The organism is Acinetobacter sp. YH12135 (genome assembly GCF_013418565.1).
GTDB lineage: Bacteria > Pseudomonadota > Gammaproteobacteria > Pseudomonadales > Moraxellaceae > Acinetobacter > Acinetobacter towneri.
The window spans coordinates 40,934-64,195 of record NZ_VPBU01000017.1; the positions used below are offsets into that span (position 1 = coordinate 40,934).

Annotated in this window: 25 protein-coding genes; 15 read left to right on the forward strand and 10 right to left on the reverse strand. The window is 42.0% G+C overall.

The features are described from left to right. Positions 1-89 precede the first annotated feature (89 nt). A complete protein-coding gene (gspF, locus tag FTU70_RS10400; protein WP_004975948.1) occupies positions 90-1,295 on the forward strand; it encodes a type II secretion system inner membrane protein GspF in 1,206 nt (401 codons plus the stop codon). A 76-nt stretch (positions 1,296-1,371) separates the two neighbouring features. Further along, a complete protein-coding gene (gspG, locus tag FTU70_RS10405) occupies positions 1,372-1,806 on the forward strand; it encodes a type II secretion system major pseudopilin GspG (RefSeq protein WP_004975950.1) in 435 nt (144 codons plus the stop codon). A 111-nt stretch (positions 1,807-1,917) separates the two neighbouring features. On the opposite strand, the gene lnt is transcribed toward gspG, so the two are convergent. After that, entirely contained in the window at positions 1,918-3,474 is a 1,557-nt protein-coding gene (lnt, locus tag FTU70_RS10410) for an apolipoprotein N-acyltransferase (RefSeq protein WP_004975952.1), read from the reverse strand. Further along, entirely contained in the window at positions 3,471-4,310 is an 840-nt protein-coding gene (locus FTU70_RS10415; protein ID WP_218946876.1) for a CBS domain-containing protein, read from the reverse strand. The genes lnt and FTU70_RS10415 overlap by 4 nt, the downstream gene beginning before the upstream one ends. Positions 4,311-4,509: 199 nt before the next feature. Between FTU70_RS10415 and tusA the strand changes: the two genes are divergently transcribed. From tusA to FTU70_RS10430, 3 genes are all read left to right on the forward strand, one after another. Beyond that, positions 4,510-4,767, forward strand: coding sequence for a sulfurtransferase TusA (gene tusA / locus FTU70_RS10420; protein ID WP_180060555.1), 258 nt, complete (start codon positions 4,510-4,512; stop codon positions 4,765-4,767). 714 nt (positions 4,768-5,481) lie between these two features. Further along, positions 5,482-6,138, forward strand: coding sequence for a hypothetical protein (locus FTU70_RS10425; protein ID WP_180051925.1), 657 nt, complete (start codon positions 5,482-5,484; stop codon positions 6,136-6,138). Between the two features lie 20 nt (positions 6,139-6,158). Further along, a complete protein-coding gene (locus FTU70_RS10430; protein ID WP_131261087.1) occupies positions 6,159-7,619 on the forward strand; it encodes an autotransporter outer membrane beta-barrel domain-containing protein in 1,461 nt (486 codons plus the stop codon). Between the two features lie 137 nt (positions 7,620-7,756). On the opposite strand, the gene FTU70_RS10435 is transcribed toward FTU70_RS10430, so the two are convergent. Both FTU70_RS10435 and FTU70_RS10440 read right to left on the reverse strand, forming a co-directional pair. Continuing rightward, positions 7,757-8,890, reverse strand: a complete 1,134-nt coding sequence (locus tag FTU70_RS10435; RefSeq protein ID WP_104852982.1) for a hypothetical protein — start codon at positions 8,888-8,890, stop codon at positions 7,757-7,759. 405 nt (positions 8,891-9,295) lie between these two features. After that, positions 9,296-11,008, reverse strand: a complete 1,713-nt coding sequence (locus tag FTU70_RS10440; protein WP_180060556.1) for an electron transfer flavoprotein-ubiquinone oxidoreductase — start codon at positions 11,006-11,008, stop codon at positions 9,296-9,298. A 195-nt stretch (positions 11,009-11,203) separates the two neighbouring features. Between FTU70_RS10440 and FTU70_RS10445 the strand changes: the two genes are divergently transcribed. The 5 genes from FTU70_RS10445 (at position 11,204) to FTU70_RS10465 (ending at position 15,594) form a co-directional block, all read left to right on the forward strand. Beyond that, a complete protein-coding gene (locus FTU70_RS10445) occupies positions 11,204-11,815 on the forward strand; it encodes a DUF1285 domain-containing protein (protein WP_004975967.1) in 612 nt (203 codons plus the stop codon). A 46-nt stretch (positions 11,816-11,861) separates the two neighbouring features. Continuing rightward, positions 11,862-12,737, forward strand: coding sequence for a glutamate racemase (gene murI / locus FTU70_RS10450; RefSeq protein ID WP_004975969.1), 876 nt, complete (start codon positions 11,862-11,864; stop codon positions 12,735-12,737). 86 nt (positions 12,738-12,823) lie between these two features. After that, on the forward strand, positions 12,824-13,852 hold the full coding sequence (locus FTU70_RS10455; protein WP_096901324.1) for a DUF4062 domain-containing protein: 1,029 nt from the start codon (positions 12,824-12,826) through the stop codon (positions 13,850-13,852). Positions 13,853-13,917: 65 nt separating this feature from the next. Continuing rightward, a complete protein-coding gene (gene hemH / locus FTU70_RS10460) occupies positions 13,918-14,931 on the forward strand; it encodes a ferrochelatase (RefSeq protein ID WP_180060557.1) in 1,014 nt (337 codons plus the stop codon). Positions 14,932-14,949: 18 nt separating this feature from the next. Next, entirely contained in the window at positions 14,950-15,594 is a 645-nt protein-coding gene (locus FTU70_RS10465) for an MBL fold metallo-hydrolase (protein WP_131261085.1), read from the forward strand. A 434-nt stretch (positions 15,595-16,028) separates the two neighbouring features. Here the strand turns inward: FTU70_RS10465 and FTU70_RS10470 are convergent, their stop codons facing one another. Beyond that, positions 16,029-16,202 (reverse strand): DNA gyrase inhibitor YacG, encoded by a 174-nt coding sequence (locus tag FTU70_RS10470; RefSeq protein ID WP_154321096.1) that lies wholly within the window; start codon positions 16,200-16,202, stop codon positions 16,029-16,031. An 86-nt stretch (positions 16,203-16,288) separates the two neighbouring features. Here FTU70_RS10470 and FTU70_RS10475 point away from each other — a divergent pair, with 86 nt between their 5' ends. Next, a complete protein-coding gene (locus FTU70_RS10475) occupies positions 16,289-16,981 on the forward strand; it encodes a tRNA (guanine-N(7)-)-methyltransferase (protein ID WP_225543524.1) in 693 nt (230 codons plus the stop codon). Positions 16,982-16,987: 6 nt separating this feature from the next. Continuing rightward, a complete protein-coding gene (locus tag FTU70_RS10480; RefSeq protein ID WP_004975990.1) occupies positions 16,988-18,190 on the forward strand; it encodes a TIGR03862 family flavoprotein in 1,203 nt (400 codons plus the stop codon). 6 nt (positions 18,191-18,196) lie between these two features. On the opposite strand, the gene FTU70_RS10485 is transcribed toward FTU70_RS10480, so the two are convergent. After that, complete coding sequence (locus tag FTU70_RS10485; protein WP_096901318.1) at positions 18,197-18,751, reverse strand: hypothetical protein; 555 nt, start codon at positions 18,749-18,751, stop codon at positions 18,197-18,199. 14 nt (positions 18,752-18,765) lie between these two features. Further along, entirely contained in the window at positions 18,766-19,542 is a 777-nt protein-coding gene (locus FTU70_RS10490; protein WP_167845740.1) for a class I SAM-dependent methyltransferase, read from the reverse strand. Positions 19,543-19,662: 120 nt separating this feature from the next. On the opposite strand from FTU70_RS10490, the gene FTU70_RS10495 reads away from it, so the two are divergent. Both FTU70_RS10495 and FTU70_RS10500 read left to right on the forward strand, forming a co-directional pair. After that, on the forward strand, positions 19,663-20,931 hold the full coding sequence (locus tag FTU70_RS10495) for a hypothetical protein (protein ID WP_131261080.1): 1,269 nt from the start codon (positions 19,663-19,665) through the stop codon (positions 20,929-20,931). 118 nt (positions 20,932-21,049) lie between these two features. Further along, entirely contained in the window at positions 21,050-21,250 is a 201-nt protein-coding gene (locus FTU70_RS10500) for a hypothetical protein (RefSeq protein WP_131261079.1), read from the forward strand. Positions 21,251-21,316: 66 nt separating this feature from the next. On the opposite strand, the gene FTU70_RS10505 is transcribed toward FTU70_RS10500, so the two are convergent. The 3 genes from FTU70_RS10505 to FTU70_RS14455 form a co-directional block, all read right to left on the reverse strand. Further along, positions 21,317-21,832: a hypothetical protein gene (locus FTU70_RS10505; RefSeq protein WP_180060558.1), complete on the reverse strand. Its 516-nt coding sequence runs from the start codon at positions 21,830-21,832 to the stop codon at positions 21,317-21,319. Positions 21,833-22,191: 359 nt separating this feature from the next. Beyond that, on the reverse strand, positions 22,192-22,581 hold the full coding sequence (locus tag FTU70_RS10510) for a hypothetical protein (protein ID WP_004976007.1): 390 nt from the start codon (positions 22,579-22,581) through the stop codon (positions 22,192-22,194). Positions 22,582-22,673: 92 nt separating this feature from the next. Beyond that, positions 22,674-22,997, reverse strand: coding sequence for a YaaC family protein (locus FTU70_RS14455; protein ID WP_373685342.1), 324 nt, complete (start codon positions 22,995-22,997; stop codon positions 22,674-22,676). A gap of 134 nt (positions 22,998-23,131) precedes the next feature. On the opposite strand from FTU70_RS14455, the gene FTU70_RS10520 reads away from it, so the two are divergent. Beyond that, positions 23,132-23,262: transposase (locus tag FTU70_RS10520; protein WP_180060559.1), on the forward strand; the 131-nt coding region annotated here is incomplete at its 3' end.

Consider the following 23,262-nt stretch of genomic DNA (forward strand, 5'->3'; position numbering starts at 1 on the left):
AGCACAGAATTTATATCTAAGAATATGAATGATTTTAGTGGTCAGACGCAACTGTGTTGCAAGAAATTTTGGAAAATTAGAGCATTACAATGCCAGCATATCAATTTACTGCCATTGACGCTTCAGGGAAGCAGCAAAAAGGTGTTTTAGAGGGTGATTCTGCACGACAAATCCGTCAGCAATTACGTGACAAAGAATGGATTCCTGTCAGTGTCGATACCGTTGAACAAAAAGATAAACACAGTGGCAAACAATGGTTTCAGAAAAAAATCACCGCCTATGATTTGGCTTTGCTGACCCGTCAGTTATCGGTTTTGGTGGCTGCTGCGATTCCTTTGGAAGAAGCCGTTCGCGCTGTGGGTAAACAAAGTGAAAAAGCCCATGTGCAAAATTTGCTGATGTCGGTGCGTTCCAAAGTTTTGGAAGGTTATTCACTGGCCAATGCTTTACAACAATCGGGGCGTTTTCCAGACTTATATATTGCCACCATTGCCGCAGGCGAGCGTTCGGGGCATTTGGATTTAATTCTGGAACAATTGGCAGATTACACCGAAAACCGCTTTGCCATGCAGAAAAAAATTCAAGGGGCGATGATTTATCCCATCATTTTAATGCTGATGTCTTTTGCGATTGTGATGGGTTTAATGACTTATGTCGTACCCGATATTGTTAAAACCTTTGATCAGAGCAAAGATGCCTTGCCGTGGATCACCGTGGCATTAATGAAAGCCAGTGATTTTATTCGTGTTGCATGGCCGTTTTTACTGGTGGCTTCTGTGGTGGGGGTATTGTTGTTGGTGCGTTTTTTACGCACCACCGCAGGGCATTATGCCTTTGACCGTTTAACCTTAAAGTTGCCGTTATTTGCAAAATTATCACGTGGGATTAATGCCGCGCGTTTTGCCAGTACCTTGTCTATTTTGACTCAGTCGGGTGTGCCTTTGGTGGATGCGCTAAATATTGGTGCTGCGGTCAGTAACAACTGGGTCATTCGTGATGCGGTCAATTTGGCGGCAGAAAAAGTCACTGAAGGTGGTAACTTGGCGACGCAATTAGAGCGCAGTGGTTATTTCCCACCGATGATGGTACAAATGATCAAAAGTGGTGAAGCCTCGGGCGAGTTAGACCGTATGCTGTCACGTGCTTCAGACATGCAAGACCGTGAAGTGACCACACTGATTTCTACCCTGTTGGCATTATTAGAACCGTTGATGTTGGTACTGATGGCGAGTATTGTACTGGTGATTGTGATTGCGGTAATGCTGCCAATTGTGAATATGAACAATATGATTTAAATCGTTTTGAAGCATCGTTCTTCAAACAGAATCTAAAATAAATGTCGAATTGATATAAATAAATGAGAGAGATTGAATGAAACAGAAGCAACCGAGTAAACAGTCTGGTTTTACCCTGATTGAAGTCATGGTGGTGATTGTAATTTTAGGTGTGTTGGCGGCTTTAATCGTACCGAACGTAATGGGACGTGGTGAAAAAGCCAAAGTAGATACTACGGTTATTACTTTAAAAGGTGTGGCTGGCGCACTCGATCAATACAAACTCGATAATCAAAAATATCCTTCAATGCAAGACGGTGGTTTAGACGCCTTGGTGAATCAGCCTGCTTCGGCTAAAAACTGGTTGCCAGGCGGTTATGTGAAAGGGGGCTATCCGAAAGACAGTTGGGATAATGACATCCAATATGTGATTCCGGGTTCAGAAGGTCGCCCATTTGATTTATATTCTTTTGGTGCAGATGGTCAGCAGGGTGGTGAAGGTACCGATGCCGACATTTATTATCAGCCTTAATAGAAGATGAGTTGAGTCTATATATTGATTCAGTGAACTCCAAAAAAACCGAGCGCTTAATGCTCGGTTTTTTTATGAATGGTTATTTCTAGCCGCTATTGAACAGTACTATTAACGACGTGATTTAAACGACACATCCACCTGACGTGGTCGATAAATCCACCCCATAATTAACAACAGCAATGAGAAAATCAGCACAGGCCAATCGCTGAGTTGGGTATACAGTGTTTGACCTTGCATGGCAGGCAGATCACCACGCAGCACAAATTCCTGATCCATTGGCGCTTGTTTGACAATATGCCCATGATGGTCAATAAATGCGGTCACACCTGTATTGGTGGCACGAACAAACCAGCGTCCATTTTCTTTGGCGCGCATTTGTACCATTTGTAAATGTTGCAATGGCCCTGCAGTACCCGTAAACCAAGCATCATTGGATACTGTTACCAAAAAGTCACTTTGGCTAGCATTGCGGCGGGTCAGGTTCGGATAAGCCACCTCATAACAAATGGCTGCCCCCAAATGATGCTGTTTAATTGCAAGCGGTTTTTGCTCAGACGCTCCACGTGAAAAACCACTCATGGATGGGTCATTTTGCATCGCAGGTAGTACCCAACTCAGTAAGCCTGAAAGCGGAATATATTCACCAAAAGGCACCAGACGCTGCTTTTTATACAAGCCTTCAGCCGCATCTCCCGTTGCCATAATGCTGTTGTAATACATTGGATGTTGCTGCACTTGTGATTCAGGCAAGTCCCAATACGGAATACCTGTCACCCACGAACTGCCCGTTTTTTCAGCCTGTGTTTTCATGGCATCCAAAAACGGTTCAATATCGGTCTGGAACATTGGAATGGATGATTCAGGCCAAACAATAATGTCGCGTCCCCATTCAGTTCGGGTCAAGCGGGTATAAATTTCCAAGGTCTTAATTTGGTATTCGGTTAGCCACTTTAAGTCTTGAGGAATGTTGCCTTGAATCAGAGAAACCGAGAGTGGCTTTTCAGATTTTGCAGTTACAAAACTGAGTTGTGCTGCACCCCATGCACCCAAAAGTAAAATTGCCGATGGAATCAGCCAGAAGATACGCTTTTTAAGGACTTCAACCAACGCACAGGCCAGCAAGATGACCACAAAAGACACCCCGAAAATACCAAACAACGGTGCATAGCTATCCAAAAAGCGTTCGGTGAAGGCATAACCTGCAAACAGCCATGGAAAACCTGTAAAGACCCAAGTTTTCGCCCATTCAAAAAATACCCATAGCGGTGCAAAAGTCAGTGGTGTTTCAGGGAAAAACCGACGATATAACCACGTTTGTACGGCAGTAAACAAACCCATCAACAGCGCCATAATGACAATCATCAGCACGCTTAAAAAGGCATTGGTGTCGCCATAGACGTGAATGGATGTATAGAGCCAAAATGCTCCGACAAACCACAACCCAATCCCGTAAGACCAACCAATCAAGAAGGCCTGTTTCGGGGTGCGTTTGCTTAAAGTCGCATACAGCAAAGCAGGTGAAAGTAAGGCAATCCACCAGTAATGATAGGGAGCAAGTGCCAAACTAAACACTGCACCTGCCAATAGGGCAATGATTAATGGATAAATTAAGGGCAGTTGTTGATGTTCTGCAGGATTAGACAGCTTGGAAAAAAAAGTCCTCATTGACGTACGGCTCGAATCAGATGAATAGTGCGGGCATCTGCTTCAAGAATGGTAAATTCCCAGTTGCCAATCGCAATCACTTGTCCTTGCAAATCACTCACCAAACCAATTTCCTGAAGCAATAAACCGCCCACAGTTTCTACTTCATCGTCAGAAAAATCTGCATCTAAAACATTATTAAAATGTTCGATTGGTGTAAGTGCTTGTACTAACCAAGTATTTGCCGTTTTCGGGTCATTATCTGGAATAATGTATTCTGCTTCTTCGTCTATATTGTCGTGTTCATCTTCAATTTCACCGACAATCTCTTCCAAAATGTCTTCTAGCGTGACCAAACCTGAAGTGGTGCCGTATTCATCAATCACAACCGCAATATGGGTTTGAGTGTTTTTAAGCATGCGCAATACTTGGTCTGAACGTGCACTTTCAGGCACAAACAATGGCTGACGCATGAGGGCACGAATATCGACTTTAGTTCTTTGTTCGGTCAGTAATGGCAATAAATCTTTTGCCAATAAAATTCCCACCACATTGTCTGGTTGGTCAGATGAAAACACAGGAAAACGTGAATGTGCCGATTCGACCAAAACGTGCAGAATGTCGAGTAACTCGTCATCTTCCTGCAAGCTAATCATCGCGGTACGTGGGGTCATCACTTCACGAATTTTGGTGGCAGGTAAATCCAGAACACCTTCGAGCATTGCCACCGTATCGGGTTCTAAAAAACGACGTGAATCTTGTACTAATTTTAGCAATTCATCGCGGGTTTCTGGCGCGGTGCCTAACCATTTTCTTAAGCCACGCATACCCCACGATGGGCCTGATTCCTCGTGCATGATCTTTCCTAAAGACTCTTTATATCTAAAAAACTTAGCTTAATCATACCTTAGAAAACACAGTTGTCTATTGCTAATCTTGGTAGAAAAGTAGGGCAAAGACGTCATGCGCAAATGCTGTGGGATGCAGCGGCAACACATCAAATAAGAGTGTGCTTTATGCTAAACTAACGCGATGTTTTAAATACCGAGTCTGTGCATGTCTGAACTTCCTCTCACACCTAGCATTCAATTAAATACGCGCGGTTTGCGTTGCCCTGAACCTGTGATGATGTTGCATCAAGCCATTCGCAAATCTAAATCGGGCGATGTAGTTGAAGTTTTTGCAACAGACAACTCTACGTCTTGGGATATTCCAAAATTTTGCATGCATTTAGGGCATGAGTTGTTATTGCAAGAAGAGCGCCTAGATGAGCAAGGCAATAAAGAGTTTCACTATTTAGTGAAAAAAGGTTAATTAAAAAGGATTCGCATTGAAACCGCCCATCACGAAATAACGATAACTATAAAAATAATGTGATCAATACAGGCATATTTCATTTGTTATTTGTGCAAATTGAAATATGCCTTTTGTGTTTTTGAACGTCCAAGACATCTTTATTTTTTTAATGATTCAAATATTGAACCCGCATCACAGCTCAAACTGAAAAATGCTGAAAGTATCCATTTCTTGCGTTAGGCATCGCACATTTTTGGGGATGCTTTTTAACTTTTATGCATTTTTTTAGCTTGCTGTGTGCTGGTGCAAAATTATGCGACGTTATGTGTAAGGTGTAAAAAACCATTTGTAAAATGTGAACTTAGATTGTATTTTAATTATTGATTTTTAACAAAATAATTTAAATTATTTTTTAATATATGGAAAAATTAGCCTATAATGCGATCAGTTTATTGAGTTCGATTGCAGAATATTTGGGGATAAAATTAAGCAGATTTGGGGTTTTGCTTGGTTTGAATGTTATATGGCAGTGTTTATGTTTTATAAGGCTGAAAAAGCTGATTAAGCTGTCGCATTAAAGTAGTCAAGTTAAGAAAAATAATTTTGGGGGGCTTAACTGATTGTCTTTATCTTAAAAAAATATGCCATTTAGACTGAGCAAAATCTGCTTAATTTTTTACGTGATCAATCATCAATAAATCTTGCGTTATCATCATTTTGATTGAGTACGGTATGATTTTAGATAAAAAGCAAAACTTTTCTTTAAAGCCACTGAGTGTGGCGTGTTTATTGACCATGAGTATCTCAGGCTGTTCATCGGGTTCAGGCTCTCAGTCAAGCACGGTTCAAGTCACTGATGTGTTGGGGGCAGAAAATGTCAGCCAAGAAGATCAACCGACTACAAATGAAGGCATTGGCAGCGGAGTAGAGCAACCTGTCGCACCATCTGCACCCATTACCGATCAACCTCCTGTGAATTTAGAGCTAGATCATGGCGATGCATCATCCAATGGCGGTGGTTTGAGTGGTGGCAGTACAGATCATGGCAATACATCACCAACTGAAGATTCACTTTTAGACAGCAATGATGCTGTACCTAGCGATGATGCTACCGTTTTAGAAAATAATGATGTCAATCAGCCTGATACGATACCTACACTTGAATCACCTCCGTCAGAAGTAGAGCAACCAGTCGATGTGGTAGCTCCACCAGTAGCCGAGCCTGTTTTAACCGACACCGTCTTGGTCGATAGTGCAATTCAAGATATTGAAGCACCACAAGATACCTCTGACATCGAGATGGGCAGTGCGATTCAAGAACCTGAACCTTCACAAAACATTTTAGAAGTCGAAACAGGCAGTGCATTTCTTGAAACGGAGGCAATTTAACCATCACAGGCAACTATTCGATGCAGATTGCTGCAGATCAGCAGCAACATGCGGGTTTTAAAGCACGTTTTGGCAATTTGCTGACGGTAACGGGAACCGCCAATTTGGCAGGGACTTTGAACCTGTTTGATGAAGTGCCACTTGATCAGCCACTTATTACTGCACAAGGTTCACAAACTACCGTATTACGTGCGCAACAAGGCGTACAGCGTGAGTTCGATGCTTATCGCTCAAGCAATCCATTATTTGAGTTGACACAAGTTAGTTATCGTCCTGAACTGAATGCAACGGGCGAGCCTGTACGTGCGGCAGATACAATCAATACCGATGTGGTGATTACGGCAAAGCGTAAATCGACTGAAACGGTGGCGGCTCTTGCTGCTGAACTTGAAGGACGGACTCAGGTTGCCCGTAATTTAGATGTAGTTTTAGCAAGTCTTGATCAGAAACAACAGTTAGAAACGCTGGAAGATGCTGAAAAAGTTTTTGCCAATCGCTTATTTAACAATTTTGCTCAAACTATACGTTATAGCAATGCTGCTGAAAGTACAGTTTCTACGCAGGCATTGAATCAACTGTTTCATCAACTTGATCCAAGTTTTTATGCCAATACCGTTTTAAATGTCGCAGAAGAAAGCAGCAAGCAAGAACGTCAGTTTGCACAGCGTTTGGCAACCGCACAACCCAAACAGCTTTGGTTTTCGGGTGATTACCAAAGTTATGATATGGATTATGTCGGCTTAAATAGTGAGCGCCGTAGTCATCATCAAGGTGTTGGTGTGGCAACAAAACTGGCAGGGATGACCTTGGCAGCGCAGGCCGATTTCAGTCAACTGAACTTAGATGATGCCGTACAAACAGGCTCAAAAAATAGCAGTCAGAGCAAAGCCTATGCACTAACTATGGGGACAGCACAGCAGCTTAATCGTGATTTAAGTGTTGCGGCATGGTTAAAAGGCATGCAGGTGGATGTTGACGCGCAGCGTGGTCATGCTCAAGCACAAAAAATACAGTTTGATGGACAAATGTATGCCGCAGGTTTGCGTCTAGATTATAGCTATCCACTCAGTCAAAAAATGCAGATTCAACCGTATTTAGATGCTTCGTTCCAACATTATGTTCATGCCGAACAAACTCAGCAGGATGGTGTCAACAGCTTAGATGATTTGGTGATGCAGCGCTGGAATTTTGGTGCAGGTTTGCAAGCCAATTACCAGTTGAATCCAGCATGGCAATTGCAAGGCAGCTTGTATTACAGCCAACCGATTCAGGAAAAAGCATATTTAGATACCCATTATGTAGGCACAGCGGAGAAACTGAAGTTTGATGCATGGCATGCCGATCAAGGTCAATATCATGCTGCCTTAGGTTCACAACTTCACTTTGGACAACATAGTTTTCTCAATTTGAATTATGAATATAGCGGGCGATCACATAGCGACAGTCATCGGGTACAGTTGGCGGTAACGACTCGATTCTAATTGATCGTTTTATTCATGAGAAAGTCATGAAAAAGCGTAGATTTGCGTATGAATGAGAAGTTTGAATCTTGATTGAAACAGCCATGTAGATAAATCTGCATGGCTGTTTTTTAGATCACAGTCAAATGGACTGAGTTTTAGACCGCATAGCGACTCATTAAAGTCAGTGGTGCTTTGGACTGTAAATAATCGGCAGGAATAAATACGATATTGGCAGCGTGTTGCTGTGCTGCATCAATAATATGGTTGATCACATCGTCTGTGGCTTGTGCGCTGTCAGGTGCGTGCGCTTGATCTAGATAAATTCGTTGCTGGTCGGTATCGACCCAACCTGTCTGCATGTAGCCTTGTTGAACATATAAAGTATCGACATTATTTTGCAACACTGCCTGATAAATTTGCTGCAGATCGGTCACAACACGGTCACTGGCATAGAGTTCATCCAGTTGCTGCGCATGTTGCTGATGCAATTGTTGTTGATGGCTTTTTAGCTCGGTCTGAATACTGTCAATAATGTGTTGTGCGCTGCCTTGTTCTAGCTGAGTGACGTTATCTACACTGAAAATAATGGCATTGGGTTGGTCGCAAATAGATTCATAAAAACTGATATTGCGTCGATCACCCACAATGACCAAGCCCAATGGCTCACTGGCACGTACAGTTTGCACATTTTTATCGACACGGTTTAAAAACTCTTTGAGTAAACGGTCTTCATTGGCGGCTGTGGCACGTTCTGCACCGCTGGTGCTATATAAGTTATCATTTTGAACAGGAAATGCACCATGTGGCAGTCGTTCATTCAAGTCGCTGTCATCTACAGAAAACTCATGGATTACACGATCATTGGAGGCCTTAATCAGACGTCCAACTTCACGACTGATCACTACCACATAGTATTGCACTGCATAAGATAGCTCACGAATAAAATCACGCACTGAAAATTGTTGATCAATCACAATACGTTCTTGGGTAGGGAATGGCAGACGCAGTACTTGTGCACTGTCGGCTGTGGCAAAAATAGCCAGACTGTCTAAATGGTAGTTGGGATTCAAATCTTTGGTTTGATGATGAATCTGTTCTAAAATTTGTGCCACCAGACGTTTGTCATAGTCTGCCAACAGGCGTTCTTCGAGTTGTTTAAGTTGGTTTTTAAGAGCAATCACATCTTGCTGATTGTCTGGAAAGGTACGATGTGTGGGTAGAAATAAGCTGACTGCAGGTTGTGCCTGCACATTTTTAAGTTGGTTGAGGGTGTCTGTTAAATTAAGCATGTTGGAATTCCTCTTCTAATGAAAATAAGAACAACCAAATGCTTGAGCAAGATAAAACTCAAAGTACTGCTTTATACTCCACTCAAGTCAGTTTTAGTCAGCATCTACAACATTTTGCTACCGTGCTAAGTGCTGCATAAAATGCCGAATAGCATTGTATAAAAGCTGACAAAACAACATTTTCGGTTGTTCAAGTCTGAAAAAAACGAAATAAAAAACTAAAAATAGAAAAGATAAAAAATAAGCAAAAACAGCATAACAAGGAAAGTTATTCAATCGCCTGCTTTTGAATAGAGAAATACCTGAAAAATGTAAGGGATTATGAGACCTTGGTAATTTTGTAAACTGTGTATAAAAAAGCAGTGCCGAGGCACTGCTTTTGGGTTTCTCAATTGCGATTCGCAATTACATATTCGGGTAATTCGGACCACCGCCACCTTCAGGTGTTACCCAAGTGATGTTCTGTGATGGGTCTTTAATGTCACAAGTCTTACAGTGAACACAGTTGGCTGCGTTAATCTGGAAGCGTTTTGAACCATCATCATTTTCCATGATTTCATAAACACCAGCAGGGCAATAGCGCTGAGCAGGCTCATCCCATTTTGGTAAGTTCACATTTACAGGAATAGAAGCATCTGTCAGTTTCAAGTGCGCAGGTTGGTTTTCTTCATGAACGGTATTCGATACAAATACTGAAGACAAACGGTCAAATGTAATTTTACCATCTGGTTTTGGATAATTCGGTTTGAAGTTCGCAGCATCGACAGTTTTTAGCGCACTGAAGTCAGGCACTAAATCATGCAGCGTAAATGGTACTTTAAATACGTTCTGGTCAATAAAGTTAAACGCACCGCCAAACCACTGACCGAATTTATGCATTGCAGGGCCAAAGTTACGCGCGTTGTATAACTCTTCTTTGAGCCAGCTGTTGTTGAATTTTTCTGTGTAAGCAGTCAATTCTTTCACAAAGAAATCTTCGCCTTCAGTGACACGGGCAATTGCTAAATCACCGCCTTTTGCGACACCAGCAGCAATTGCTTCAAATACCGCTTCACCGCAGAGCATGCCAGATTTCATGGCAGTGTGAGAGCCTTTGATTTTGGCAAAGTTTAAGAAGCCTGCATCATCACCAATTAAAGAACCACCTGGGAAAGTGAATTTGGGCAATGAGTTAAAGCCACCTTTGGTTACCGCACGCGCGCCATAAGAAATACGTTTACTACCTTCCAAATATTGCTTGATCAGTGGGTGAGTTTTCCAGCGTTGCATTTCCATAAATGGATACATGTGTGGGTTGGTATAAGACAAGTCCACAATCATACCCAAAGTCACTTGGTTGTTTTCTGCGTGATATAACCACCAACCGCCAGAAGAACCCGTTTCGCTTAATGGCCAGCCTGCACCGTGCATAACTAAGCCAGGTTTGTGCTTGGCAGGGTCAATTTCCCATAACTCTTTAATACCAATCCCGTAGTGTTGTGGGTCAGCATCTTTATCTAAATTGAATTGCTGGATTAAACGCTTACCTAAATGACCACGGCAGCCTTCAGCAAAAATAGTGTATTTGGCATGCAACTCATAACCTGGAGTAAAGTTATGCGTTGGCTCGCCATCTTTACCAATGCCCATGTCACCGGTTTGAATGCCTTTTACCGTACCATCGGCATGATACAGAATTTCAGATGCCGCAAAGCCAGGGAAAATAGAAACTTCTAATTCTTCGGCTTTTTGACTTAACCAACGCACCACGTTGCCTAACGAGATCACGTAGTTACCATCGTTATGCATGGTTTTAGGCACCATCCAATGCGGTGCTTGCTGAGCTTTTTCAGGTGACATCAAGAAGAAAGTTTTATCTTCAGTCACAGGCACATTTAAAGGCGCACCTTCTTCTTTCCAGTTAGGAAATAACTCGTTGATGGCGCGAGGCTCAAGAATTGCACCCGAAAGGATATGCGCACCAACTTCAGAGCCTTTTTCGACCACACAAACGGACAGATCATTTAAATTGTTTTCAATTGCAAGTTGACGAATTTTGATCGCAGCAGAAAGACCCGCAGGGCCTGCGCCTACGATGACTACGTCAAACTCCATCGATTCACGTTCGATGTGTTCCATGTAGGACTCCTCATATAATTGAAGGTGGCAACCGCATCAAGCAACGGTGCTGCCATGAGTATTTTTAGTTGCCAGACACAAATTTAATCGTGTCTTTTACAGTATGGGTAAGTATTGTGAGCTAGTATAGTTTTAAACCGAGTCTTAGCCAATTGGCTGAATCGTATTATTTTTCCGTCAGTAAGGTACTGCAGCATGAAGCATGACGATAATTCAATCAAACCGACAGAAAATGTAGCTACGGCTGATAATAAAAATTTAATGCACATTGCACAATATATAAAAACTGGACAGTCAGGTCACAAAAGATCAATCCCTCCTTTGGAGCAATGGCATCCAAAGCATTGTGGAGCAATGGATTTGCTGGTCAAAGCCAATGGAGAATGGTGGCACGAAGGTCAATTGATCAAACGTCAGGCATTGGTTGATCTGTTTTCTAGTGTGTTATGGAAAGAGCAGGGCAAGTTTTATTTAAAAACCCCAGTGGAACAAATTGAAATCCAGGTAGAAGATGAGCCTTTGTTCATCAATCAGGTTGATGTGGTCGAAATCGGACAGCAAAATTATATTCAACTTATCACTACACATCAGGATATTGTGATTGTTGATGCCGAGCATCCTATTTTTATGCGTGAATATGCAGGTGAGCTGCGTCCTTATGTGCATGTGCGTTTTGGTATTAATGCCCTGATTCAGCGTGCGGCTTTTTTACATTTGGTGGAATTGGGCGAGCTGAGTGAAAATGCGCAGGGCGAAACGATTTTATCGTTGAAAAGTGGTGATTTGCACTTGCATTTAAGCAGCTGAGGTTTAAGCTTTATTCATCCCATTTTGTATTGCTGAATCTCTTGCTATGACAGCCATTCATCCTGTTTCTCCCTTAAATCAAGCCATGCCAAAAGCACAAGCCAGTGCGCCAATTGGTATTTTTGATTCGGGCATAGGAGGCTTGTCAGTTGCCATTGAAATTGCAGAATATTTGCCCAATGAGCGCATCCTTTATTATGCCGATACTGCACATGTGCCGTATGGCCCACGTGATGATCAAAATATTCGAGAACTCACTGCAGCTGCAATCGAATGGTTATATCGACAAGGTTGTAAAGTTGCGGTCGTGGCGTGTAATACTGCTTCTGCTTTTAGTCTAGATTATCTGCGCGATCATTACGGCGAAGATTTTCCCATTATTGGTTTAGTGCCTGCTTTAAAGCCTGCCGTATTAAATAGCCAAAGCAAAACTGTGGCTGTACTTGCGACGCCTGCGACTTTTCGCGGACAACTTATTAAAGATGTGATGCAGCGTTTTGCGATTCCTGCTCAAGTGCAAGTCTTGAATGTCACCAATCTAGATTTAGTGCCTTTTGTTGAGCAAGGGGCGCAAATGAGTGAGGCATGTTTAAGTTCCTTACAGCAGAGTTTGCAACCTGTGGTCGATCAGGGCGCGGACTATTTGGTGCTCGGTTGTACCCATTATCCTTTCCTAAAACCTGCGATTGAGTCCATTTTTGGTCAGAAACTGACATTAATTGACTCAGGAATTGCCGTTGCGCGTCAAACTTCCCGCATTTTAATTAAAAATGAGTTATTATTTGAACAAAGTTTGGCAGATACTTTACAAATTGCGTGTTATGTCAGCGGGAACAATGCAGAACAATTAAAGCCCGTGTTGCAGCATCTTATTCCAGGCAATATTTCTTGGAGTATCGCAAATGTGAGTACTGTGGACTGACTTTAAGATAATTTTTTTATGATTGGGGAAAGGCATTACAAGTAGACGGTGACCGACTTGTAATGGCAATAGGAGAGGGGAAACCAATGCTCGATAAGCGCTATCAGGTCTTTATCTCGACGTCTGGGGCAGATATGCAGCCAGAACGAGTGATCTTGGCACAAACATTGGTGGGAATGGGTTTTTTTTCGTGGGGTTTAGAACAACGTACCCCACTCAGCACTGCATTTGCACGCCGTCAAATTGATGATTGTGATTATGTGGTGATTCTATTGGGCAGCCAGTACGGTGAGCAATCGGTGTCGGGCGTGGGGTATATGCATTTAGAGTATATTTATGCAGTCACCAAGCAAAAGCCGATCATTGTATTTATGCACGAAGACCCAGATTCACGTGATTCATCTTTACATGATGAAAAACCTGAATTGCGTGAAAAATTCAAAGAGTTCCGTAAATTATTACAACAAGAAGTCGATCAGGTGTTTAGCTACCGCACTCTGCGTGATTTAGAGCTTGCTGTCCGCTTTAATATGTCGCAAATGCTAGAACGTTATCCGACTTCTGGTTGGGTGCGCCCGCAAAATACACAAGCTTTGCATGATGAAATTGAACGTTTAAAAAGTAAGTTACGTCAGCTGGAAACCGATGTGGGACAGCGCGAAGCAGACCCGTTTCTAAGCGTATCTAAAGTGTCGATGAATGAATCATATCGTTTTGAATATCGCATGCATGCCTATCAGGATGGTAACTTTAGAGAGCTGAAAGTTGAGCGAAGTTTAAGTTGGGCGCAGTTGTTGGCAATTTTAGGCAATACTTTTATTCATCCAACCCCTGAAGAATATTTTTCGAAACGCATGAATGAATATTTGAATGAAACTGGTTTGGAGGATGCACGTCGGATCATGCCACGTGCGCATGCAGTTGCACGTGCCCAAATCAATATTCGGGCCTTGCATCAGATTAAAATGCAAATGCGTCAAAATGACTGGATTGTGCAGGCGGGGCGTGATGATCGTCAGCGGATGTTGTGGCAAACCACGGCAAAAGCGCAAAAACTTTTAGAGAGCAATTTGCTAGATACCGATCGGGTTTATTCATTTAAAACACCGTATTAATCTCTCAATACAGAGTGAAAAAACTGTTAAAGTAGTCGGGCTCAATCATCAGACACGAGGGCTGGATGTTGTCTACAGCAAAACCCAAAGTAACCGTTCTTTTAGCCAATTTAGGTACGCCTGATGAACCGACTGCAGCAGCGGTTCGCCGTTTTTTAAAGCAGTTTTTGTCTGATCAGCGCGTGATTGAAATTCCCAAACCGATTTGGCAAATCATTTTGAACTTATTCATTTTGCCATTTCGTCCTAAGCGTGTTGCACATGCTTATGCTATGGTCTGGCAGCAAGATTCACCCATGCGGGAAATTTTGTTGCAACAGGTTGATGCTTTAAAACAGCAGTTATTGCCGCTATATCCTGAGTTTGAATTGAATATTCTACCGGTAATGACCTATGGCAATCCGGGTATTCAACAGGCTTTGGCAGCTTTGAGTCAAAATCCTCAAGATCACGTGATTTTGTTCCCTTTATTTCCACAATATTCGGCAACTTCGACTGCACCTTTATATGATGCCGTTGCCAAATGGGTGCCACAGCAGCGTAATTTGCCGGGCTTATCCATCATTCGTGATTATTATCAGCATCCTTTATACATTCAGGCGTTGGCGCAAAGTGTGCGTGAATTTCAAGCCGAGCATGGTGTGGCAGAAAAATTATTGATGTCGTTTCATGGCATTCCACAGCCGTATGCTGATAAGGGCGACCCTTATGCCGAGCGTTGCCGTATCACTGCACAATTGGTTGCCGATGCTTTAAATTTAAATGATGAACAATGGGCAATTAGCTTCCAGTCACGTTTTGGCAAACAGGAATGGGTCAAACCCTATACCGATGTCTTACTTGAAGAATGGGGACAGCAGGGCGTGAAGTCGGTGCAAATTATGAGTCCTGCTTTTTCTGCAGATTGTTTGGAAACGCTAGAAGAATTGGCAATTCAAAACGCAGAATTGTTTTTACAAGCAGGTGGCAAAGAATATGCCTATATTCCTGCACTGAATACTCGTGCCGATCATTTGGATTTGCTCAAACATTTACTTCAAGCTAATCTTGATGCTGTAAAGCTTAACCTAAGCCATTAATTTTTGAGGTTCGCCACCATGTTGCAAGTCAAAATTGTTCCCGTCACCGCTTTTCAGCAAAACTGCTCGATTGTGTGGGATGCAGAAAGCAAAGAAGCAATTTTGATTGATGCAGGCGGTGAGCCTGAAAAGCTGAAAGCCGAAGTTGAAGCGTTGGGTTTAACGGTGAAAGCTTTGTGGCTCACTCATGGACATTTAGACCATGCGGGGGCTGTTGGTGCGTTGCAACATTACTGGAATGTTCCTGTGATTGGTCCACAGAAAGAAGATGCTTTTTGGTTAGATCAACTGCAAGAAGTGTCTGCACGTTATGGTTTTCCTATCCCTGAACAAGTCACGGTTACACAGTGGTTAGAGGGTGGTGAAGTGCTGCAATTGGGTCAAGAAAGCTTTGAAGTGCGTTATGCACCAGGGCATACCCCAGGCCATGTGATGTTTTATAATGCAAAATATGGCGTCTTGTGGACAGGCGATGTGCTATTTAAAGGCTCGATTGGACGCACCGATTTTCCACGTGGGAATCATCAACAATTATTAGATTCAATTCAGCGCGAGTGTTTTAGTTTGCCCGATGACACTCAGTTTATTTCGGGGCATGGTCCCATCAGTACCATTGGATTTGAAAAACAGAACAACCCTTTTGTGGCGGGGCAAGCAGGTTAAAAGCAGTGTGTATTTATGCTTTAAGAAAAAGTCAGCAGTCGCTGACTTTTTTATTTGCGAAAGGGATTATTCAGCATTTGTTTGCTTTCAATTGCAAACAGCATTGTGAAAATTGTCAGTAAGATGCCTATGCACAGCATGAGTAAATCATGCGCGTACAGTCCAAAGCCTAAACTGCTGGTAGAGAGTAAAATACACAGCATTACAATTCCTTTTAACATGATTTCCATGGTGAAATGTTCCTAGGTTATTTTTTGCTTTCTTTATTGTTATGTGCAGTGACGGAGTCACGAATAGTGCAAAGTATAACCTGTGCTAATTCTGCTGAAAGCAATTATATAACAACTAAATTTTGAATAATTTTTCTAAAAATGTGAAAAATTCCATGAAACTGTGTGTAGTTTTAGGCAATATTTGGCGTGGAAATTTATTGCTTATTCCTCAGAGTTTTCTGCTTGCGGAGCATCTTGGGTGGGTAAACGATACTCGTCATTTGCCCATGCGCCCAAATCAATGAGCTTGCAACGCTCAGAACAAAATGGACGAAAAGGATTGTCTTCCCATTGTGTAGCTTCGCCACAACGTGGGCAAGGGAAAGTACGTGGCATGATCAACTCCAAATGAAAAATGCAGGATTGGATTAGGCAAATAGCACCTGACTTGATAGACTTGTGCCGAATTTTGTAAGTTTGATCTGATTATGCCAATTCGTCAATTTCAAGCACAGCGTATGCATGCCCCTCGTGATTTTCAAGCCATTGCCAATGAATCGGTTTGTGTGGAAATTGGGGCCGGAAAAGGTAAACACGCCCTATTGTTTAGCGGGCAGCATCCTGAGCACAAGTTGATTGCAATTGAGCGCACCCGTGAAAAATTTTTGGCGATGCAAAAACAGCATCAGCTTGAAGGTCAGCAGAACTTACAGATTGTTCATGCCGATGCGATTCCATGGATTGTGCATGCTTTATTTCCTGCTCAAGTCGAGCAATTCTTTATTTTATATCCGAATCCAGAACCGCATAATGCCACCCAGCGTTGGTTGAATATGCCGTTTTTTGAGTTTTTATTGTCACGCTTAAAAGCAGGTGGCAGCATTACTTTGGTGAGTAATATTCCTGAATATATTGCAGAAGCACAGCAACAGCTGATTGAAGTGTGGAAGTTGCCATTTATTCAGCAGGATGTTCCAGTAGATTCAGCACGCACTCACTTTGAAATCAAATATTTAGCACGTGGCGAGCGTTGTCAGGAACTGTTGATCACCAAACCAGTAGCTTATACAACCCGTTTTGATGATTTTCAGCCTTTGCAAGGACAGCAGCTGACTTTAACACCTGCTGCAGTTGAGGCGAAAGTTTCTGCAGACTCAAGTGCAACAACTGAGTAAACAGGCATGAAACAGCGCATTGCAATTATAGGAGCAGGGCCAGCAGGGCTAATGGCTGCCGAAGTGCTGAGTCAGTATGCCTATGATGTGCATGTCTATGAGCAGAAACCTTCAGCGGCACGTAAGTTTTTGATGGCAGGTAAAACGGGGCTGAATATTTCACATGCCGAACCGATTGCACAATTTATTCAGCGTTATGATCGGGCGGAATGGTTGGCGCCGTGGATTCAACAATGGGATGCGGCTTGGATTCAAAACTGGATGCAGGGTTTAGGTATTCAGTCTTATGTAGGTTCATCGGGGCGAATTTTTCCACAAGAAATGAAAGCCGCACCTTTGCTACGCGCATGGTTAAAACGCTTGGTTGATGCAGGCGTGCAGTTTCATTATCGGCATCAGGTATGTGATTTAAAGAACAATCAACTCAGTATTCAAAATCTAAGTACAGCGCAAGTTGAACAACAGCAGTTTGCCGCTATTGTGATGGCATGTGGAGCAGTGTCGTGGTCAAAATTAGGTAGTGATGGTGCATGGCAGCGTTGGTTATCTGCCAATGAAATTCAGCCTTTTCAAGCCAGTAATGCAGGGGTGGAATGTCACTGGTCTAACTATATGCAGCCAGTTTTTGGACAACCTTTAAAACGTGTGCAAGCATGGGTGAAAGGCGCTGAAGCGAGCATGGGCGATATTGTGATTAGCCATTATGGTTTGGAAAGTGGCTTAATTTATAAGCAAGGGCGAGCATTGCGACAGTTGCAGCACGCTCAACAACCGCTGCAGTTACAACTCGATTTGCTACCCGATTTAACCGTTGAGCAACTCTACCAAAAGTTGCAACCTTCCAAAAAACAGTCTGTAAGCAATATTTGGCGTAAGGCAGGTTTGGATGCCGTGAAGTCTGCAGTCGTGCGTGAGTTGGTGGATAAAGCCCTTTGGCAGCAACCTATGCAATTGGCGCAGCAGATTAAAAATTTAACGGTGCCTTTAAAGGGTTTTCGTCCTATTGAAGAAGCAATTAGCTGTGCGGGCGGAGTCAAACGTGAGGTTTTATCTGCACAATTGCAGTTAAATTCCAATCCACACGTTTTTCTCTGTGGTGAAATGCTGGATTGGGATGCGCCAACGGGCGGCTATTTGCTGACAGCCTGTTTTGCTACAGGACGCGCTGCCGCTGAAGGAGTGCATCAGTATTTACAGCAGCGTCCGTAAAACACGTTATTCATCAAGTTGTGGATATTGCCCACGCCAATGTTCTAGTTGTTGCTGCGCCTGTAGCAAGTCTGCTAAGCCTTGCTGACGTTGTTCTTTACTGACAGGATAAGGTGCAGAAGTTGTATTTTGAGTTGCTAGATATTGCGCTTGCTGTTCCCAATAATGACTCATTAGGCCTTGAATATAACGCCCTTGCGGTGTCTTTAAATCCAGTTCTTTGAGCATACTCAAGGCAGATTGAATGTTGTCCTGCAGGCGATTTTGTGCAAATGCAGCATCGAGTTGTTGGCTTTCATGCAAGCGTTCTAACTCATCTTCCAAATCATTGCTCATTTGGTCATGGCGTTGTTCATAATCCATCAGCAATTGAATATCATGCGGGTCATCCGCAGTCATTTCAAAGGGCTGAATCGCGGCTTGCTCGACCTGAGTTTGCATGATTTGATCTTCAGGGCTGAGTTTGTCTGCATGTTCTACTTTGCTGCGCTCGCAAGCGCTGAGGGAGAACGCCAAAAAAATTGTTAAGGGAGCAATCGCGTGTTTAAAGGTTATTTGCATTTATTTGCTCCCTCTCATTCAACTTTTTGATAGACATACAAATGTGTGCAATAGGGAAATTCAATTTCATCTTGCACATGCTTATTCGTATATTCTAATACTAATTGTTCAAATTGTGTTTTGAGTTGTTGTTGCTGTTCAGTTGGCATTGCAGCAATGAAACTGGTCGAAAGCAAACGCTTAGACACGACTTGTTCAACTGTACCAACATGCGTGTGATGAAATTTCTGCTCGTGAGTAAGTTGGAATAAATCTGTATCGGCAAATACCTGACGCCAGTCCTGATTGTGAAAACGCGGTGTATCGCCCTCAAAAGGCAAAATCATCTTTGCCAGTGCATTGACCCAATTGACTGAAATATCACGTTGATTCCAAATTAACAGCAAATGACCTTGCGGTTTTAAGATTCGGTGAATTTCCTTTAAACTTTGCAGATTGGCAAACCAATGAAAAGATTGCGCACAGCTCACCAAATCTGCACATTGATCGTGCAGTGGTAATTGCTCACTTCGTGCTTGAATTGTCTTAACCTGTGGGTAAAGTTGTTCTAATTCGGCTAACATGCTGGCAATTGGATCTACCGCTATAAGCTGAGTTGTCAGTTTGAGCAAATGTGGCAGGAACTTTCCTGTGCCAGAACCCAAGTCTACAATATTGCTATTAAGTGGAACTTGGAGCTGATCTTGCAGGAAAACATCGACTTCTTGCGGGTAACTGGGACGAACTTGTTGATATAGGTTTGCCCCTAAAGCAAAACCTTGTTGTGCGGCAGGATGTAGAGATTGTGTCATATTTTGCGATTTTTAATCTGCTGTGCATCTATAAAATAACATATTCACTTTTGGACTTGCGTACAGGGTATTCAAGTTTAAAGTAACGGTTTAATTCAGCGCCTTGGCGCCGGTGTGGGAATGGACAAACACATAATTTTTGAAGACGGACATATCCGCGCTATTTTCATGAAAGGCTCATCTCAGGAGCTGATTTTTTCTTTTGGCGATTTAATTACACGGGCCAAAGGAACGTCTATTAATGCCGAAAAATCACTGGAAAAGTTTCATTTTAATGTGATTGGGGTCATGCCTAAGGAAAAATCATGGTTTCCTGAAGCTTCTATGCGTGCCATGTTGGCAGCCATTCAAGACCTGATTGCTCCGTTTAAAATTCGCGTGGGCTATGGCGGCTCAATGGGTGGCTATGCGGCAATTAAATATTCCAATTTGCTGGATTTAAACCGCATTGTGGCTTTGGTGCCGCAATATTCAATTGACCCTGAAGATATTCATGACCCACGCTATAACATGTTTTATCATGCAGACTTAAATGCCAATATGCGCATTCAAGCGCAAGATGTATCGGCACAGCGTGAATATATTGTGGTCTATGACCAATATTATGCTGAAGATCGTGGGCATTATTTAAAAATTCAGCCTTTAATTCCGCATTTACATACCTTACATTTGCCATTTACAGGGCATGATGCAATTGCGATTTTAGCCAACTCTGAATTACTGAATGACTTTTTAACCCATCCTTTTGATGCGCCGTTCTTTTACCAAAAAATTCGCAAGGTGAAAAAAAACAGCAAGTTTTACTATCGTAAAGTGATTGAAAATGTCTTGCCGAACCATCGCTGGTCTTTAGGTCGTATTTTAAAATACAATAACTTACAGCTAGACAGTAACTTTTTTGATGCCAAGTTGAAACAAAACCTGATTCGCTCCTTGCTTAGCAATAAACAGGTCGATCAGCACGATTTAAACAAACTTGGCTTACAAATTCAGTTACCGTATGAAAATCGTAATGTCTTGCTCGACCATTTTGGTCATGGTTTGGTGTTTAACATCATCAGCCAAAAAATTGAGAGCTATGCCGCACATGCAATTGCCTTAAACCATAAATTCCTGATTCCGATTTATGCAAAGGGCAGTGGTTTGGTGCAAATTTATCTGAATGATGAACGCTATTTAATTAGTATGAATGATCGTCATGTCATGAAACTATGCAAAGAACAAGATGCACTTGCTGCAGGCATGCACCCATTAATATTGAAAAAATATAGCGACTATTTTGTGTTGAGCTATAAAGATTTGAACCTGAGCAGTGATGAGTTTGGCGGCAACGACTTTGTGGAAGATTTGCCAGATACTGCCAAATTTACCCTAGAACTGGAACAGTAAGCTGCAAAGTTTGATCCATTATTTAGAAGGTTTAAATTTTAGACACTTGTATTGTTTTGCCATTGGGCTAAGATGATCTTAAAACATGGTTTTGTTGATCATTCCAAGGGTAGTATGTATGACCAAGTTGTTGATGCCTGCTGTGCTTGTTTTGCTGTCCAGTTTCATTTTATCTGCGACTTTGTTTGCAGATGCGCCTGAGCCGAAGGCTTATCTATTTTTTGCTTTAGGTTTGTTGGTATTGTTGGGATTAGGCGCTTATGTATTCCGACAAATTCAAAAATCGATACGCTATCACATGAATAAGCCTGCAGATTAAATGCAGGCTTTTTTATTTGCACTGAGTTGTTTTTATAATTTTGAGCAAACCAATAAATCAAAAAAATTATAGCTTAATCACTTTAATTTCTTCTTCAGTATCTGTACTTGGTGGAGTCTGAGTCTGTGCTTCTTGAGTAGGTGCGGCAATGGTGGCTGCAGGGGCGATATTCTGCGAAGGCGCGCTTAATGGTGCTTGATAGATAGGCACGGCATGATCACTTTGTCCTGTAATCACTTCTTTGGTTTCCTGAATTTTAGTATTTACATTGTTGGCAAGTTGCTGCCCAGTATGTTTGGCTTGAGCCGCACCCTGACTGCCCAATTGTTTGGCGTTGTCTAAAGCTTGATGTGCCGATGGGCGAATTTTTTCAATACCTTTTTCGGTTACTTCACCGACTTTTTGTGCTGTCTGAATCACACCTTCCTGAGTTTTATATGCCCAAACATGTAAGAGGTTTGGATTGTCTGCATAAGGCTGAATTGGTTTATTACTTTGAGTTTGTGCAGCACTACTTTGTGCCCACACCGAAGCACTACTGAACAATAGTCCAATACAAATGCTGATATTGATCTTTTTCATTGTGCTGTGCCTCTTAGGATGCCGAATACTGGTCGTTGAAAGGTTTTGAATGGAATGTACTGCATTGTATAAAGCCTAGATGATCTGCAGTGTTTATTTTTCGCAAGTATGATGTGTTTTTAGGTGAAATTTACAGTGTTTGAGACTTTAAAGTGCTTGAAACTATGGCAAAGTTTCAGACTTAAAGAAGAAGACCCACATAAAATTGTGGGTCTTGTTACTCTGGAGAGTTGTTAAAGCAGGGCAGCAATGGCTACACTGCTTTTATCATCTTAGTTTGAAATATCAAGCGATGCTGTATTTATATTGAAAGTCCAACAATCTTGCTACATCAAGATACATTCAAAGCTGTTTTTAGCTTAGTTGCATTGTGCAAGCGCATCTTTATGAAAATGGTTGCGTAAGGTGATGAAGTTCTTTTGCACAGTTGCATCATGCAAGTCAAAGTGAGTTGCTATGCTAGTCCCATCTTGTGCAAATGTTGCAGAACCAGCTGAAATTAATGCATTGCCTTTAAATGCCCATTGTTCAATAGAACGACCTGCTTGCAGTGTGCCTGTAAATTCGATCACGCATTTATCAATAAATTTTGTGAGTTTGGCGCTGTTATTGACAGTGTCTGGGTAAACTTCAATATTTTTCACTTCTTGTAAAACACCTGCAGTAAGCTGCGGAATAACAGGTGCAGAAGTACACGCACTAAGAGAAAGGCAAGTTAAACCCGATAAAATGAGTGTTTTAAGTTTCATAAGCTCGTTTTCTTGTTGAGTGTTGTTAGGTTGAGTATAGGGAATCTGAAGTGAAATGCCTATAGTATTCTTTGGAGGTGTTTATTCCTGATTTATATAGTACTCATAGGGGTAATAGATGAAAAAGGCATTACGCATTCTTTTTCTAATAAGATAGAACATAATTGATAAAGGAATTGATTGGGTGAAATATTTACAAACTCACTTACTACAGGTCTTAACGTACCCTGCAATAGTTCATTGGCTTCACTAGGTCTGTAACGTGCTACCGTGCCAAGATAAAACATGGATAACAACGTGTAGGATAGATGAGGTAAATCAGCTGCTTTTAAATCAACATAATAGCGGTAGCCTGTGTTGGTTAGGATTGGCGTAATGTCAAATTGACAATACTCTTTTAAGATATTTTGATAGATTGTATTTGTATTTTCTCTTGTATATGATTTTCTGTATTTAGATCTATAGTAAGCATCCGGCTAACACAGCCTTACCAAGCGATCCTATAAGCCTTAATTTAGTTCCCACCTAAAAACAAGTGGGGACTTAATCCATGTACATGGATATATATTCAGCAACACCTCCTGTTGCTAAAAAACGCCGAAAATACAGCAAAGAATTCAAACTCAGTATTATCAATGCCTGCAAAAATCCTAATACCTCGATCGCTTCGGTTGCACTGCA

Coding starts and splice junctions, on each gene's coding strand:
- FTU70_RS10470 (WP_154321096.1), bottom strand. CDS start 16,202: ATGCCACGTACTTTCCCTTGCCCACGTTGTGGCGAAGCTACACAATGG.
- tusA (WP_180060555.1), top strand. CDS start 4,510: ATGTCTGAACTTCCTCTCACACCTAGCATTCAATTAAATACGCGCGGT.
- hemH (WP_180060557.1), top strand. CDS start 13,918: ATGTTGTCTACAGCAAAACCCAAAGTAACCGTTCTTTTAGCCAATTTA.
- lnt (WP_004975952.1), bottom strand. CDS start 3,474: ATGAGGACTTTTTTTTCCAAGCTGTCTAATCCTGCAGAACATCAACAA.
- FTU70_RS10425 (WP_180051925.1), top strand. CDS start 5,482: ATGATTTTAGATAAAAAGCAAAACTTTTCTTTAAAGCCACTGAGTGTG.
- FTU70_RS10455 (WP_096901324.1), top strand. CDS start 12,824: ATGCTCGATAAGCGCTATCAGGTCTTTATCTCGACGTCTGGGGCAGAT.
- gspG (WP_004975950.1), top strand. CDS start 1,372: ATGAAACAGAAGCAACCGAGTAAACAGTCTGGTTTTACCCTGATTGAA.
- FTU70_RS10500 (WP_131261079.1), top strand. CDS start 21,050: ATGACCAAGTTGTTGATGCCTGCTGTGCTTGTTTTGCTGTCCAGTTTC.
- FTU70_RS10445 (WP_004975967.1), top strand. CDS start 11,204: ATGAAGCATGACGATAATTCAATCAAACCGACAGAAAATGTAGCTACG.
- murI (WP_004975969.1), top strand. CDS start 11,862: ATGACAGCCATTCATCCTGTTTCTCCCTTAAATCAAGCCATGCCAAAA.
- FTU70_RS10435 (WP_104852982.1), bottom strand. CDS start 8,890: ATGCTTAATTTAACAGACACCCTCAACCAACTTAAAAATGTGCAGGCA.
- FTU70_RS10465 (WP_131261085.1), top strand. CDS start 14,950: ATGTTGCAAGTCAAAATTGTTCCCGTCACCGCTTTTCAGCAAAACTGC.
- FTU70_RS10510 (WP_004976007.1), bottom strand. CDS start 22,581: ATGAAACTTAAAACACTCATTTTATCGGGTTTAACTTGCCTTTCTCTT.
- FTU70_RS10495 (WP_131261080.1), top strand. CDS start 19,663: ATGGACAAACACATAATTTTTGAAGACGGACATATCCGCGCTATTTTC.
- FTU70_RS10430 (WP_131261087.1), top strand. CDS start 6,159: ATGCAGATTGCTGCAGATCAGCAGCAACATGCGGGTTTTAAAGCACGT.
- FTU70_RS10440 (WP_180060556.1), bottom strand. CDS start 11,008: ATGGAACACATCGAACGTGAATCGATGGAGTTTGACGTAGTCATCGTA.
- FTU70_RS10505 (WP_180060558.1), bottom strand. CDS start 21,832: ATGAAAAAGATCAATATCAGCATTTGTATTGGACTATTGTTCAGTAGT.
- FTU70_RS10480 (WP_004975990.1), top strand. CDS start 16,988: ATGAAACAGCGCATTGCAATTATAGGAGCAGGGCCAGCAGGGCTAATG.
- FTU70_RS10415 (WP_218946876.1), bottom strand. CDS start 4,310: ATGCACGAGGAATCAGGCCCATCGTGGGGTATGCGTGGCTTAAGAAAA.
- FTU70_RS10485 (WP_096901318.1), bottom strand. CDS start 18,751: ATGCAAATAACCTTTAAACACGCGATTGCTCCCTTAACAATTTTTTTG.
- FTU70_RS10490 (WP_167845740.1), bottom strand. CDS start 19,542: ATGACACAATCTCTACATCCTGCCGCACAACAAGGTTTTGCTTTAGGG.
- gspF (WP_004975948.1), top strand. CDS start 90: ATGCCAGCATATCAATTTACTGCCATTGACGCTTCAGGGAAGCAGCAA.